Origin of the sequence: Adlercreutzia equolifaciens (assembly GCF_029076695.1) — a bacterium.
Classification (GTDB): domain Bacteria; phylum Actinomycetota; class Coriobacteriia; order Coriobacteriales; family Eggerthellaceae; genus Adlercreutzia; species Adlercreutzia equolifaciens_A.
In genome coordinates this window covers 297,121-311,854 of record NZ_JARFIK010000002.1, presented here as the reverse complement: position 1 = coordinate 311,854, position 14,734 = coordinate 297,121, and the positions used below count along the sequence as shown (strand labels likewise).

Below are 14,734 nucleotides of genomic sequence, written 5' to 3'. Positions count from 1 at the left end.
CTACTCACCCGCCAGAAGCTTGCGGAGCTCTGCGATACCTAGCATGTCGAATTCGTTCCCGACAAGCTGTCCGAGCATTTCATCTAACTCTCGCTCTGCTTCACTAATCTGCGATGCAATTGAGGCGTAAGTATCTTGGTATTTGTCCGCCAAAGCATTAATGCTTTTGACCAGCTGATCGACTGCCTTTTGGGGAAGCGCAAGCAGATCCCCCATAAGAGGAGTCACCCACTTCTCTTCGAGCAACTCGTACACTTGCTCATCGGTAAGCGACTCAACAACCTGACGCGTTTTCTCCTCGAGGTTAGTCACGCCCTCCTTCACCTCTTTCTTGAGCGCTTTTTCGCGCTTTTGAAGGGTGGCTAGCTCTCGCTGCTTAGCCTCAATCTCTTCCTCGGACAAATCGGCAGAAACCTCGTCCGTTTCCTCATCGTCTTCAGCCTTTGGCAGCTCATCCTTCAATGCAGAGCATGCTCCCGAAACGCGATTGAGCTCATTTTGAAGCGACTCAAGCGCCGCCGCGTCATCGGCAAGGAGCTCGCGCTGCACCAGGTCGAAGGGAAGCACATGCCCTTTCCAGCCATCTTGCGCCTCTACATCCTTGCCGGACTTCTTTTTGAGAACCATGAGAGGATCGACTTTGCGCGCCGCGTCGAAACCTTCGGTCTGCAGCATCTCAAGGTCGGCAGAAATAGTCTTCCACGCATCGTCGAGCACCTGGTAGGCCTGATACTTATCTACCAGGGAGAATGGTTCGATGCGCTGAAAAATACGCTGCGCCACAGCCGCCTCTTCACCAGCTGCATCCACCGTCTCCCATCCCCCTATGAGGGAGGAGATAAGCTCACCTCGCAGACTGGCAAAATCATTAGAGTAAGCGCCAAGGTATGCTTTCACCGCCGCATCATTCTCTACGACCTCGCGTACATCCTCGGAAATCAGTTTTGAGCAATGGCTATTCTCCCCTGCGAACAGCGCTTCGCGCAACCCGGGTAGCGCTTCCCAATAGACCGATAGCCCATCAATCTCCTGGTTAGGGATACCGCCGAACATCGAGGCGTACAAATCCCACGTCTCGGCTGGCTCAGAAGAGTCAACGTATCGCGGAATATTCAGGTTGTAGTCGTTCTCGCGAATCTCATCCTTGGACACAAGGCGAGAAAATCCTTCGATGGTCGCCCTTGCAGTTACCACATCGACGATACGACGAATATCCGAGGAACGCAGCTGGTTGTTCTTGCCGACCTTCTCAAACCCTTTAGAGGCATCGATGATGAGGACGTCATTTTCAGCACGCTTCTGGCGCAGCACCATCACAATAGTAGGTATGCCAGTGCCGAAGAAAATATTCGCCGGAAGACCGATAATTGCCGCAATTTTATCGTTCTCGATGAGGTTGCGACGAATCGCCCCCTCCTCGCCCCCACGGAACAACACGCCATGGGGCAAAACGATGCACATGACGCCCGAGGGCTTCAGATGGAAAAGATCATGCAGCAAGAAAGCGTAGTCCGCTTTCGAACGCGGAGCCACTCCATAGGCGAAACGGATGTCGGTATCTTTCCCCTCCGGTTCCCAGCGCTGGGAGTAAGGAGGATTAGAGACCACCGCGTCCACGTAAAGCGGATCATAGCTACCCGCTGGGTCGGAATCGTCAAAATAGGGCCAGTCTTCTTCCAGCGTATCGCCATTGCGCACAACGATATTAGCTGGCTTAATACCGCGCATTACCAAATTCATGCGTGTAAGGTTATATGTAGCCTGGTTTAGCTCCTGAGCATAGTAAATGATACTGTCCTTATCGCCCAGACGGCGCTCTACAGCATCACCAATGGTCAGCAAGAGCGAGCCCGAACCGCTCGTAGGGTCGTAGATGCGAATCTCTTCCTGGTCCTGCAAATGATGGGCAACAATCTCGGACATAAGAACCGAAACCTCGTGAGGGGTGTAGAACTCACCAGCTTTTTTGCCCGCACTGGAGGCGAACTTCGAGATGAGGTCTTCGTAAATATATCCCAGCATATCGTAATCCTGCCGACTGTGCATGGGAATCGTCTGGATCAGGTGAATCAGATCACGCACTGCCTTTGTCTGCGAGGCAGCGCCATCACCAAGCTTAGAGAGACCCGTTTCCAGCGTTACAAAAATGCCGTCGAATACCTTTTTATACCGCTGGCTTGTCAAGCGGCGGAATGCTGAAAGCGCTTCGTATACTTGGGAGATAGCAAAGTCATTGCCCGCTTGCACCCAGGTGGAGAACAGATTTGGGTAAGCGATGAAGTAGCCGAGGCGCTCCTGTGCGTAGTCGACCGTTTCGGCATCCCCCTCTACCAGCTGCTCCATATCCGCAGCAGTCATGCCTTCGGCAAGGAAGAACTGCTCCTCTTTTTCGGAAAGGTACTTGTAGAAAATAAAGCCGAGAATAAAGTCCTTATACTCGCTGGCATCCACTTTGCCGCGCATACGATTGGCTGATTCCCAAATTTTCGCAGCGAGTTGTTGCTTGTTCATACAGAGGATCCTTCCCGGCGTTTTCGCAGATTAGGCCATTATACGCTAACGCTGCATCAGAGCGTGAGCCAAGAATGGGACAGGCGTTTGCGCAGTAGCTGTTGAACAATTGCCACGCACGGCTGGCTTACCGCAAATCGTGCAGCAGGCTGCTGCACAAACAAAAAACGGGCGGGGTCTCCCCCGCCCGCTGGCTCGTTCGTCTTGCTGGTACCCGCGCTCCGCTACAGAATCATGTTGCGGGCGATCTCCAACGCGTCGTCGATGCCCTCGGCGTTCTTGCCGCCAGCCTGGGCCATGGTGGGCTTGCCGCCGCCACCGCCCTGGATGGCCGGGCCCATGGCCTTGATGAGAGCGCCGGCGTTGAAGCCCTTGGCCACGGCCTCGTCAGTACCGGCCGCCATGAGCACGGGCTTGCCGTCGTTCACGCCGGCTACCACCAAGGCGCCGGGCTCGCTCATGCGGCTGCGAATGACGTCCCACATGTTGCGCATCTGGCCACCGTCGCGCACCTCGGTGCGGGCGATGATAACCGGGTAGCCGGCCGGCGCGTCCTGCACCTGGGACAACAGCTCGGTAAACATGTCGTCGCTGACCATGGTCTTTGCGCGCTTGGCCTTCTGCTGCATGTCCTTCATGGTCTTGGCATTGGCCGCCGTGCGCTCCGACACGTCGAACATAGGCACGCGCAGGATGGCCGCCGTCTCCTTCAGCTCGGCCTCCACCTTGTCCAGATAGGCCAGGGCGCCGTAGCTGGTAACGGCCTCGATGCGACGCACGTTGGCGCCTACCGACGTCTCCGTGGTGATCTTCATGAGGCCGATCTCGGCCGTGTTCTTTACGTGGCAGCCGCCGCACAGCTCGCGGGAGAAATCGCCCGCTTCCACCACGCGCACCACATCGCCGTACTTCTCGCCGAACAGACCCGTCACGCCCGCGGCCCGTGCCTCTTCCAGTGAGGTCTCATAGATGGTGGTGGGCGTAGCGCTCATGATGTGCATATTGGCCTCGCGCTCCACCTCGGCAATTTGCTCGGGGGTCATAGCCTCGAAGTGGGTGAAGTCGAAGCGCAGGCGGTCGGGACCCACGTAGGAGCCGGCCTGCTTCACGTGGTCGCCCAGCACCTTGCGCAGAGCGGCATGGAGGATATGGGTGCCCGTGTGGTTGCGCTCGATGGCGGCGCGGCGGTTGGCGTCCACCTTGGCCACGACGGTATCGCCCACGGCAATGGTGCCCTCATCGGAGCGCACCGCGTGGACGAACAGGCCCTTCTCGGGGGCCGTGGTGTCAAGCACGTAGACGTGGTCGTCGCCGTTCTCGATGACGCCGGTGTCGCCCACCTCGCCACCCATCTCGGCGTAGAAGGGCGTGGCGGCCAGCAGCAGCTCGCCGGTCTGACCAGCCTCCAGGCGCTCGACGCGCTCGCCCTCGTGCAGGATGGCGATGACCTTCGTCTCGGCGGCCGTGGCGGCATAGCCCGTGAATTCCGTGGGGCCGAACTCCTTCAGCAGGTCGGCGTAGATGCCGCCATAGGTGGACCAGGCGGCCTCGGCGTCCTTGGCGCCGGCGGCGCGGGCGCGCTCACGCTGGGCCTCCATGGCGGCCTCGAAGCCCTCCATGTCCACGGCAATACCACGGCCCTCGGCAATTTCCTGGGTGACCTCCACGGGGAAACCGTAGGTGTCGTGCAGGGTGAAGGCTTCCTCGCCGGCCAGCGTGGTGCCCTCCAGCTTGCCCAGGGCATCTTCCAGATAGGCCTGGCCCTGACGCAGGGTGGCGCCGAAGCGCTCCTCCTCGGCCATGATGAGCTTGCGCTCCAGCTCGCGGTTCTCCACGATTTCCGGGTACACATCGCCCATAAGGCGCACGATCTCGTCCACGTACTCGTTGAGGAAGTGACCCTCGATGCCAATGAGGTGCGCCTTCATGATGGCGCGACGCAGCAGGCGGCGCAGCACGTAGCCGCGGCCCTCATTGGAGGGCAGAATGCCGTCGGCAATCATGAACGTAACGGCACGGGAATGATCGGCAACGATGCGCAGCGACAGATCGGTCTCAGGGTTCTCGCCATAGGTAACGCCGGCCAGGCGCTCGCCCACGGCCACCAGGCTGCGCAGCACGTCGGTCTCGTAGTTGGACTGCACGCCCTGCATGATGGCGGCCATGCGCTCCAGGCCCATACCGGTATCGATGTTCTTCGAGGGCAGCTCCTTCAGGGTGCCGTCCTCCTGGCCGTCGTACTGGGTGAACACGCAGTTCCAGTACTCCAGGAAGCGATCGCAATCGCAGCCCGGGGCGCAATCGGGGCTGCCGCAGCCGAACTCGGGGCCCTGGTCGAAGTAGATCTCCGAGCACGGACCGCAGGGACCGGTGGGGCCGGCGCGCCAGAAGTTGTCGTCCTCGCCCAAACGGGAGATATGATCGTCGGGCACGCCCAGGCTCTTCCAAATCTCGATAGTCTCGTCGTCGTCCTGGAACACCGTGAAGTACAGGCGCTCGGGGGGCAGCTTGAGCACGTTGACGGAGAAATCGTAGGCCCAGGCGCACATCTGCTCCTTGAAGTACTCGCCGAAGGAGAAGTTGCCGAGCATCTCGAAGAAGCTGAGGTGGCGCCCCGTGGTGCCGATGATGTCGATGTCGTTGGTGCGGACGCACTTCTGCACCGTGGTAGTGCCGATGTAGGGAGCCTCCAGTTCCTTCTGATGCAGGAAGTAGGGCTTGAACTGCACCATACCGGCACTGGTCAGCAAAAGCGACGGGTCGTCGGGAATAAGCGAGGACGAGGGCATGCGCTTGCAGCCCTTGTCTTCGAAGTAGCTCAGGTACTTCTCGCGAATCTCAGCGGTTGTCATGTACTGCATAGATGTCCTGTCCGTCCTTTACCGGTCGTAGAATATTCGTCGGAAATTATAGTACAAATGCGAGGAACACAGCGCCCTGCCCTTGAAATACGCAGGGGCGGCTTGGCAACCGCCCCCGAAAGGTTACTTTTGGTTCTTCCCGCCCTTATCGTGCGGCGACTCCGGCGGCCGCGGCGTCACCTTGCCGTGATGCTGCGCGCGCATATGGGGCAGCCGCTGGAAAAAGGCCGTGTCCTCCAGGCGGATGGCCTTCATGGAACCCGTGGAGCCGGGGCTCGTGGCATCGGCGGCGGGATTGACTACCTCGTTGTCCGAGGGAACACCCTTGAAGAACACACCGTCCTCGGCCACCAAGTGACGGCCCGTGCGCTTTTCGAAGTAGTAGACGAACACGGACTTGGCCACCGCCACCAGAGGAATGGAGGCAAGCATGCCCACCAGCGACCCCATGAGGCCGCTCATGGCGCCGCCCAGAGCCGAGCCCACCATCAAGGCCATGAGCATAAGGGCCGGATGAATGTCCACGGAATTCTGCATGATCTTCGGTGACACGAAGGTGTACACCAGCTGCTGGATGACAATAGTGGCCAGCAGCGCGATGAGGGCCACCAGCGGGCTGACGAAGATAGCCGCGATAGCAGCCAGCGCGCCGCCGAGCCAGGGGCCGATGATGGGGATGATGTTCAACACGCCGGTGATAAGCCCCAACACCGCGGCATTGGGAACGCCGGCCACCTGGAAGACAATGCCGCAGCCCACGCCGATAACGGCGCACTGGAGCAGCGTGCCCTTGATGTAGCCGCCCATGACGCGCGTAAACGTGGCGTGGAAGAACTCCGCGTCCTCCTGGTGCTTCGGGCCGATAAGGCGCCGCGTCTCGCGACCCAGGGCCGGCAGCTCCATGAGGATCCAGAAGGCAATGACCAGGCCAAAGCCGAAAGCCATAAGCCCGTTGGCCAAGGTGGTGCTGAAGGCCACGATGCCATTGGCGCTGCCCTGGGCAATGGAGGAAGCCCAAGAGGCGGCCGACTTCTGCACCTCGGCAATAACGCTTTTCACCGTATCGTCTTCAAATACCGGCGCATAGCGGGCGTACATATCGTTGCCCCAGGCAATGACAGCGTCCACGTAATGGGGCATGTTCGACAACAAGTCGTTGAACTGGGCATTCAGGCCGAACATTGGAGAGAAGAGCAAAAAGCCCACCAGCGCAATAACCAGCGCCATGACAACATAGGCAATGGTGGTGCCCACAGCGCGATTCACATGGTGCTTTTCCAGCCCGTTCACAATGCCGCGCAAGCAGAACACAATAATGAGGGTCCAAATGAGAATGGCCACCGGTACCGACAGGATATTCATGAGGTAGACGACCACGCCCAGCAGCAAAATGCCGGCAATGAGGGACCACAGATCCAGGAAACGCACCCGCGCCCGGGCCTCCTTCAGACCCCAGGGCAGCGTGCGGTGCGCCGGCTGAGCGGCGTCGCGGGGATCGGGAGAAGTTACGGTATCGGGGCTCATGGGATCACCTGACTCTTGCTTACCTGTTTCGAGCTTACTGAACCGTGTAGGAGCTGCTGCCAGAGGGCTTGACCGGAGCCGGCTTCGCCTGGGCAGCCGCCGCGTTGGGAGAGATGGCAGGGTCGACCGTTGGCTCGTCCGTGTCGCCATTAGTGGCCGTCACGGCGGCATTGGTGATGGTTTCGGCCATCCCGCCCAGCTGGTCCTCGAAATCCTGGGCCTTGGCCTGACGCGCCTTGCCCTCGGCTTTGCGCTCAGCCATGCGAGCCTTCTGCTCGGACACCAGCGCACTGGCAGCACTGCCCACGGCGCTGACGGCATCGGCGACGGTGGCCTGACGCGGCGCCGGCTCGCCCTCGTGGGCGGCAGCGTCGGCGGCGGCCCCCAAGTTCACCGACTCATCCGAGGCGTAGCGGGGCTTGAAGCGGTTGCGCAAACGGCCGGTGAGCGTGTTCACCAAGTCGATAGGGGCGCTGGTGACGGTGTCCACCGAGCCGGCCACCTTCGACACCGAGTCGGTGATCTGGGTGACGTCCTCGAGGATTTGATCGACGCGCATGAGCTCAAGATTGGCTGCATCGACGGTAAGCGACAGGCGCTCAAGCAAGGGATCAACGCGATCGACGGCCGGCTTCACGCCGGTCATAGACTCGTTCACCTTGGCCATCAGGGGCTGCACCTCTTCGGTAAGCAGCGTGTTCACGTTGCCCATCAGCGGATCCACCTGGGCCGTAATTTTCTCAACGTTTTGCAAGGTGGGGACCAGCTCTTTGTGCGCGTCGTCAATGGTGGAACGCGTCGAGCGAATGGTAAGGGCCAGCTCGACGACAAACCAAACGAGCACCGCGCCGACCAGCACGTACACAATGGGCAATGCCACATCGACTATTGCGGCGAAATCCATGATGAGCCTCCTTATATTTACGAAGACCTGACTATACTATTACCTTGTTCATTCTAATAAGTCGCCCGAGGATTCCACAGACCGCCACCACAAGGTAGCCGTTTCGTAAACGGCCGTAGACAAGGCGTCAAGCAAGCTGAGGGCTAAGAGAGATTCTGCCGCGAGGACCATTCCCCTTCGACGATATCGAACAACTCCTGACGGGTATGGATAGCCAGCTTTTCGTAGATATGGCGAACGTGAGTCTGCGTGGTCCCCAGCGCAATGGAAAGCTCGTCACAAATCACCGGAAGACTGCGCCCTCGAGCCAGGAGGAGGAACACCTCCGTCTCCCGCGGAGTAAGGCCATAGCGCTCGGCCAAGGCTGTGAGCCAGTCGGGGTTAAGGCGATCGTCGGTGTCTTTCGCTCCCGCCGAATCACTTCCCTCGGTAGACAAGACCTCAGTTGTCAGCGAGGAATTCGCGAAACTCTTGTCTTCGTCAGATGGTGTCTCGTCCCGCTGCTCCGCACCTGCTTCATCCAGAAGCGCAACCATGCTCCTGTTGCGCAAAAGCAGCATGGCAATCACGACAATGGCAATGACCGAGATCGAGATCAGAAGCGAAAGACCCGACGAAGTCACACTTAAATGATTTGCCACCCAATCGCCCACGGGCTTCGCAACCAGAATAGCCACCTGAATGATGCCATAGAACAAGGCGAAACCACGAACCGCGGAGGTGCGCGTGCGCCGCACAACGTTGCACAACGCCACCCAAACCAGCATGTTCAAGCACCAATAGCCGGCTCCCAGCAAAATAAAAACGAGCGACGAATCGGAGTCGGCGAACACCAAAAACGAGAGGAAGCCTGCGATCATCAAAGGAACAAGGACAACCGCCATCGTATTGAACCCAAAAGGGCGTCGCGAAAGCAGAACCGCCAAGAAGGAAGCCGTCGAAATAAGGAAGCCGCCGAATTGGGTTAACAAGCCCACCCGAGAAAAATCGTCAGCCGCAAGAGGCGTTGAAATGAGACGCAAAACTTCATTAAGGATGATGCAGAGCCCAAGACAGCCCAGCACCGCAACAATGCCCCGCGACGTGAGGGCTCCCGTGGCTCCGTCAAGGCGCGTTGTCGTCTCCCGAGATTCGCGCGATCCCTCCAGCAAAAGAAGAAAAGCTCCGTAGGCAAGCAAAAGCGCCGGGAGAAGCCACAGAAGCTGTCCGGCAAAATACTCCGACAATACGAGATAAGCTAAGGTACCGAACGCAAAGGAGCCCGTCGTCATGAGCGCTGCCTCGCGCGGGCCTTGGCGGCAGCAAAACGCTCCCCAGAGGACGAGAAGCATCGCCGTGCCAAAGGAAGTAGCGAATCCCACAACAGCGAATGCCAACGCTCCTGAAGGGGCGCCAACTACAGTTCCCAGCACCGTAGAACAAGATCCCGCAACGGCAATGCCCGTTGCGAGCAATGTGACACCATGCCGGTGGTCCCTCATCCAGGGGCGCTCCCCAAAGATGAACATTGCCGCCATGCCTGCGAGGTAGAAACAAGACGAAATGAGCAGCTGGGGAGGATAGAGACTTTCGACCAGCCAAGGGAACACCGTCGCGTTGGCCGCAGAAAGGTTCATCCACGCCCAGTACGAGCCGAGGCCCACCATGGCGGCCACCATGCGCGCAACACCTATGCTCTTTTGGTTCTCTGTCATGAAGCTTGTGCCCTTCCCTCCTGCTCCCATCATAGCGCAAGTTGCAAAACGCGTGCGCTCGCGGCGCGGCGGCCGAAAACGCATGCCTTTGCCGAAGCACGCAGAAACGCCGCCCTCACGGGCGGCGTTTCAAGGGAGGGCGTAAGAGACCTAGTAGTCTTCCCCAAGCGCACTGAGACCGGCCAAGTGACCCGTCACCGCAGCACGACCCAGACTCATGCCGGGAATGACCATGGGATGCTCAAGACCACCGAACCAGTTGCCCGAGTTGTTGCCGCAGGCGTACAAGTTCTCAATCACCGCGCCTTCTTCGTCGATCACCTCCATGTGATCGTTGATGATCAAGCCGCCCAAAGCGCACAGCAAACGCGGCTGGCGACAAATCGCATAGAAGGGCGGCTCTTTGATAGCGGTAAGACGTGCGGCCTGCTTGCCGAAATCGGTATCCTTGCCCGCATCAAACAACTCGTTATAGCGCGCCACTGTAGCAGCGAACGCCTCGGCCGGGACACCCATTTTATCCGCAAGCTCTTCCAGCGTGTCGGCGCTCAGCACATCCCCGCTGGCAATGTAATCATCGATGAACTCCATGCCGAAGCCCGGGAACGGCCCGTTCTTCTGGTTTCCCTCGCCCATCTTGCCCGCCTGAACATCGGCTTTGTAGTTGGCATCAAATACCTGGAAATGGATGAACTCCGGCTGGTTCATGGCCTGAGCGTAAATCTGTCCGTAGGACATATCCTCGTTGCAGAAACGCTCTCCCTTGAGATTGACCCACAGCCACGGGCAGCCCGAGCCCGATGCCGGCGATGAGGGCGCCATGCCGGGATCGTAATGGATGTTGCCTGCATGGGGCGATTTCTGCATGGCGGCTCCCACCCAGGTTCCCATTTTATGGCCGTCGCCCGTATTGGTGTCGGTGCAGTAGGCCGTCTGCAGGCCCTCAATGTGAGACATGAACTCGCGACGCAAATCGGGGTCGGCGCCGTAGTCGCCCGCAGCCAAGATAATGCCCTTAGCTGCATTAACCTGCACATAGGATCCATCCTCGCGCTGGGCAATTACCGCTGTGACCGGGCCATCGCCTTCGCGAACAAGCTGAACGGCAGGCGTCGAGTACAGCACCTGGGCACCCAGCTTTTCCGCCTCATCGGTGATAACCTGAGCAACGCCCTTCATTTGGTCGGCGCCGAGAAATACCACACCACCCGAATAGGCAAAGTTCCATGCGTCTGGATACTCCACATCGGCGCCGGGATCATACAGAATGGGCTCGCAGTTCTCATGACCCGTGCACAGTTCTACCATGCGGTCCACCACTTCGCCGCTGAACTCGGCCCAGCGATGCACGAGCTTCCGATCGCTGCGATTCTCGCTTTCGCGCGCCCAGCGATTCAGCTCCTCCTCCACATCCCAATCACCGCCGTGCTCTTTCTGCAGCTTTGTTCCGTAGGCTCCGATGCCCATGCCGTTGGCGATACACGTCGCCTCCTTCTGAAGCACTACGACGTTTGCGCCGCCCTTGGCAGCCGTGTAGGCCGCATTGCAGCCCGAAACGCCCGCACCTACAACAACGATATCGGCCTCAATGGTTTCAGCAATGTCTTCAATGGGGGCGGGGGCAGTGCGCCAATCGCTTGCCGTGCTCGCCAATTCTTCCGTTCCCGTGGCGCTCTGAGGCTGCGCAGCGCAGCCCGCCAGCCCCGCTACGGCGCCGGCGCCCAGAATGCCGGCACCCGTCAGAAAACCTCTTCTTGTCAGCTGACTCATCAGAATCCCTCCTGTCAAAATTGCGCTTCATCCTCCTACGATGAAGCGCCCTTCACAGAAAACCTTATGAGGGACGGCGACGCAGAACATCCATCGAAACCTTTTATTTTCTCGATGGGAACCTATCGTTTGATTCAAACGATAGGCGAAGAATTACCCGATCAAAGGATTATCGATTGTCTCCTTTTCGCTCAAGCACCACCTCTTTCAGCCAGCCCATACCTACCCCCAAGGCTACACCGAGCAGGGAAATAAGCGCGCCCACCATAACGGCGAACAGACTGGGGGCGCCGAGACTTCCTTGGAACTCCAGCCAGTTCGCCAAATCGAAGGTCAGATAAGACGCGGCGGCGTAGAGCACGCCGAACACCAGGGGCAGCGCCCACTTGGCCTTTCCCCAATAGTCTTGCACCCCTATCACCACCGACAGAACAAAGGCCGTGAGCGGATACACTGCCCAGAGGAAGACGAGCCCGTAGCCCATGGCCTGGGAGGGGTCGAGGAACACCCAAAACTCGATAAGTCCCGCAGCCCATACAAGAAGCAGCACCGCTGTAATCACTACTTCCCCCACATGGCGACGACTCCGGGCAGCATCCGTGGTTTCCCGGAGATAGGCGCGGTAACCCAGGCTGCCAGCCCCCTCTTTGAGCAAGACGTCCAAAGAGACCCCGTAAGCGTCGCTTAAGGCAATGACACTCAGAACGTCGGGATAGGTCTTCTCGTTTTCCCAATGGGACAGCGTCTGACGCGAGACACCAATGGCCTCGGCAGCCTGCTCCTGGGTAAGTCCGGCCGCCGTGCGGGCCTCTTTGAGTTTTGCTCCAATGTTCATAGCTTCCCTTTCTCGCCCTTCCATCCTAGCGTGACAAGGGAAAACGTCTATCAAATATCTTTTACAAAGAGGGTGAATTTGCTGCCCGCTCCGGTTTTGGCGGGATGAAATGGCAACTTGTCCCTGCCGACACCGGCGCGGCGCGAAGCTAACCCTGGGGCCGGCGATCGCGGGCAGCGGCATCGGTGCGATAAGCTTCCCAGCCGCGCTCGCTGGGCTGATAGAAGCAACCGCGCTCAAGGCCGTCGGGCAGATACCGCTGATCCACCCAGCCGCCGGGATAGTTGTGGGGATAGCGATAGGTGCCATAGTTCTCGGAACCGGGGCGGTGCCGATCGCGCAGGTAATCGGGCACCTTGCGAGCGGGCCCGTTGCGCACCTCGCGCAGGGCGGCGTCAATGGCCGCCTCGGCAGCGTTCGATTTGGGGGCCAACGCCAAGTAAATGGCCGCCTGGGCAAGATTGATGCGGCACTCCGGATACCCAATAACCTCGGCGGCGCGGAAGGCGGCCTCGGCCACGAGAAGCGCCTGGGGATCGGCGTTGCCGATATCCTCCGAGGCGGCAATGTACATGCGCCGGGCGATGAACTTAGGGTCCTCTCCCCCATCAATCATGCGGGCAAGCCAATAGACGGCCGCATCAGGATCGCTGCCGCGCATGGACTTGATGAACGCGGAGATAATGTCGTAGTGCATGTCCTTGTTCTTGTCGTAGGGCAGCGCGCGGTGCGGCGTGGCGGTGCGCACCATGGCCTCGGTAATGGCTACCGGTGCCTCAGCCGTGCCGGGAGCCACCAAAGCCGCCGCCAGCTCCAAGGTGGTAAGCGCCCCACGGCCATCGCCCCCGGCCAAGGTGACGATAGCATCAAGTGCTGCATCCTCCACCACGTACTGCCCCGCCAGACCACGTTCATCAGCCACGGCGCGGCGCACCAACTTCGCGATTTCCTCGTCGGAAAGCGAGTGTAGCTCCACCACGCGCGACCGCGAAATAAGGGCGGAGTTCACCTCGAAGAAAGGGTTTTCCGTAGTAGCGCCCACCAGCACCACCAGACGGTCCTCCACGGCATGGAGCAGCGCATCTTGCTGGGAGCGATTGAAACGGTGGATCTCGTCCACGAACAAAATGGTGCGCAGCCCACCCATGACAAGCCGCTTCTCAGCCGCGTCAATTTCACGGCGCAAGTCGGACACGGTGCCCCCAATAGCAGACACCTCTACAAAGGTGGCTTTTGTAGACTCGGCAATGACATGGGCCAGCGACGTTTTGCCCGTGCCCGCCGGGCCGAATAAGATAACCGAGCTGAGCGCGTCGTTCTCGATAGCCGCGCGCATCCAGCTCCCCTCGCCCACGGCCTCGGTCTGACCTACCACCTCGTCGAGCGTACGCGGCCGCATACGCACCGCCAAAGGCGCCACCGTCAGCTTCTGATCGTTCTCCATAGCAGTAAACAAAGTATCCATGGCGAACATGGTAGCACATTTGTTCGAATAGCAACATCTCACTGCAAAAAAGAAGCGGCCCAGCCGGAGGGGGCCGGCTGGGCCAGAAGGAGGGGGATTGCGACTCTCTCAGGAGCCGCTATCTGCTTTAAAAGAGACAAAGCAGGCAAGTGATCGGAGGGGTTGTCTCACTTGCTGACGTCAGTATAACAAGCGCCCTTGAATTCCCTATGACGGAGCCATGGTGAACTTGTGGATTTGATTACTCATCGTTAAGATTTTCGTCACCTTTTCTGGGGTTTTGCCTCCAAGAGCCTTCGTCAGTCCCCATCGGGAGCGCGCCGGGCCAAGCCCCCGCGTGCCCACCACCTTTCCTAGGCGTTCTTACGCGCGAACAAGATGTTGTTAGTCTCAAGCCAGCTTTCCACCGTGCCGGTATCGAAACCGTCATCGGGATTCACCACCAGCGCGTACATCTCCTCTTCCTGAAGCACCGCATCGAGCGCATCGGTCAGCTGAATCTCGCCGCCCACACCCGGCTCGACGTCGGCCAGAAGCTCCATCACGCGCGGCGAGAGCAGGTAACGTCCGAACACGGCCAGATTGGACGGCGCGTCCTCCAGGGCCGGCTTTTCCACCAGCGAGTCCACCTTCCACACATTGTCGGCCACGGGCGCGCCAGCGATAACGCCGAAGCGGCTCACCTGGTCATCGGGAACGGGCATAACGGCAATGACGCTGGCGCCGCCGTGGGCATCAGACACCTTCTTCATGGCCGGCAGCATGTCGTTGCCGGGCACCAGCACATCGCCCAGCAGCACGTAGAACGGCTCGGCGCCCGTCTGCTCGGCCGCGCAATGCACCGCATGACCCAAGCCCAGGGCCTCGTCCTGGTACACATAGCCCACGTTCAAGTTGCCCACGTACTCCACAGCGTCGGCATAGGCGTCCTTGCCGCGCTCGCGCAGCAGAGCCACCAGATCAGGGTTCGGCGTGAAGTGGTCCTCGATGGCCTGCTTCTCGCGGCTGTTGATAATGATCACCTCGTCGGCGCCGGAGGCCAGCCCCTCTTCAACCACGTACTGAATGGCCGGGCGGTCCACCACCAGCAGCATTTCCTTGGGCTGGGCCTTCGTAGCCGGAAGAAAGCGGGTACCCAGACCCGCAGCGGGAATCAGTGCCTTCATCAAG

At 59.6% G+C, this 14,734-nt stretch carries 9 protein-coding genes; all 9 read right to left on the bottom strand.

Features of this window, described 5'->3' with window-relative positions:
• The 9 genes from PZH32_RS07145 to PZH32_RS07105 all read right to left on the bottom strand — a co-directional run bounded on the left by PZH32_RS07145 (position 1) and on the right by PZH32_RS07105 (position 14,730).
• A complete protein-coding gene (locus tag PZH32_RS07145) occupies positions 1-2,511 on the bottom strand; it encodes a type I restriction-modification system subunit M (RefSeq protein ID WP_275207206.1) in 2,511 nt (836 codons plus the stop codon).
• A 224-nt stretch (positions 2,512-2,735) separates the two neighbouring features.
• A complete protein-coding gene (gene alaS, locus PZH32_RS07140) occupies positions 2,736-5,372 on the bottom strand; it encodes an alanine--tRNA ligase (RefSeq protein WP_275207204.1) in 2,637 nt (878 codons plus the stop codon).
• A gap of 123 nt (positions 5,373-5,495) precedes the next feature.
• Positions 5,496-6,896 (bottom strand): AI-2E family transporter, encoded by a 1,401-nt coding sequence (locus tag PZH32_RS07135; protein WP_275207202.1) that lies wholly within the window; start codon positions 6,894-6,896, stop codon positions 5,496-5,498.
• 34 nt (positions 6,897-6,930) lie between these two features.
• A complete protein-coding gene (locus PZH32_RS07130; protein WP_275207201.1) occupies positions 6,931-7,800 on the bottom strand; it encodes a DUF948 domain-containing protein in 870 nt (289 codons plus the stop codon).
• A 143-nt stretch (positions 7,801-7,943) separates the two neighbouring features.
• The gene (locus PZH32_RS07125; RefSeq protein ID WP_275207200.1) at positions 7,944-9,494 is read right to left on the bottom strand and encodes a response regulator transcription factor; all 1,551 of its coding nucleotides are present in this window, start codon (positions 9,492-9,494) and stop codon (positions 7,944-7,946) included.
• A 150-nt stretch (positions 9,495-9,644) separates the two neighbouring features.
• Entirely contained in the window at positions 9,645-11,264 is a 1,620-nt protein-coding gene (locus PZH32_RS07120; protein WP_275207199.1) for an FAD-dependent oxidoreductase, read from the bottom strand.
• 169 nt (positions 11,265-11,433) lie between these two features.
• The gene (locus tag PZH32_RS07115; protein WP_275207198.1) at positions 11,434-12,099 is read right to left on the bottom strand and encodes a helix-turn-helix transcriptional regulator; all 666 of its coding nucleotides are present in this window, start codon (positions 12,097-12,099) and stop codon (positions 11,434-11,436) included.
• Between the two features lie 148 nt (positions 12,100-12,247).
• Positions 12,248-13,564 carry a replication-associated recombination protein A gene (locus tag PZH32_RS07110; protein WP_275208209.1) on the bottom strand — a complete coding sequence of 439 codons (1,317 nt, stop codon included), beginning with the start codon at positions 13,562-13,564 and terminating at the stop codon, positions 12,248-12,250.
• Between the two features lie 353 nt (positions 13,565-13,917).
• On the bottom strand, positions 13,918-14,730 hold the full coding sequence (locus tag PZH32_RS07105) for a UTP--glucose-1-phosphate uridylyltransferase (protein ID WP_275207197.1): 813 nt from the start codon (positions 14,728-14,730) through the stop codon (positions 13,918-13,920).
• Positions 14,731-14,734 lie beyond the last annotated feature (4 nt).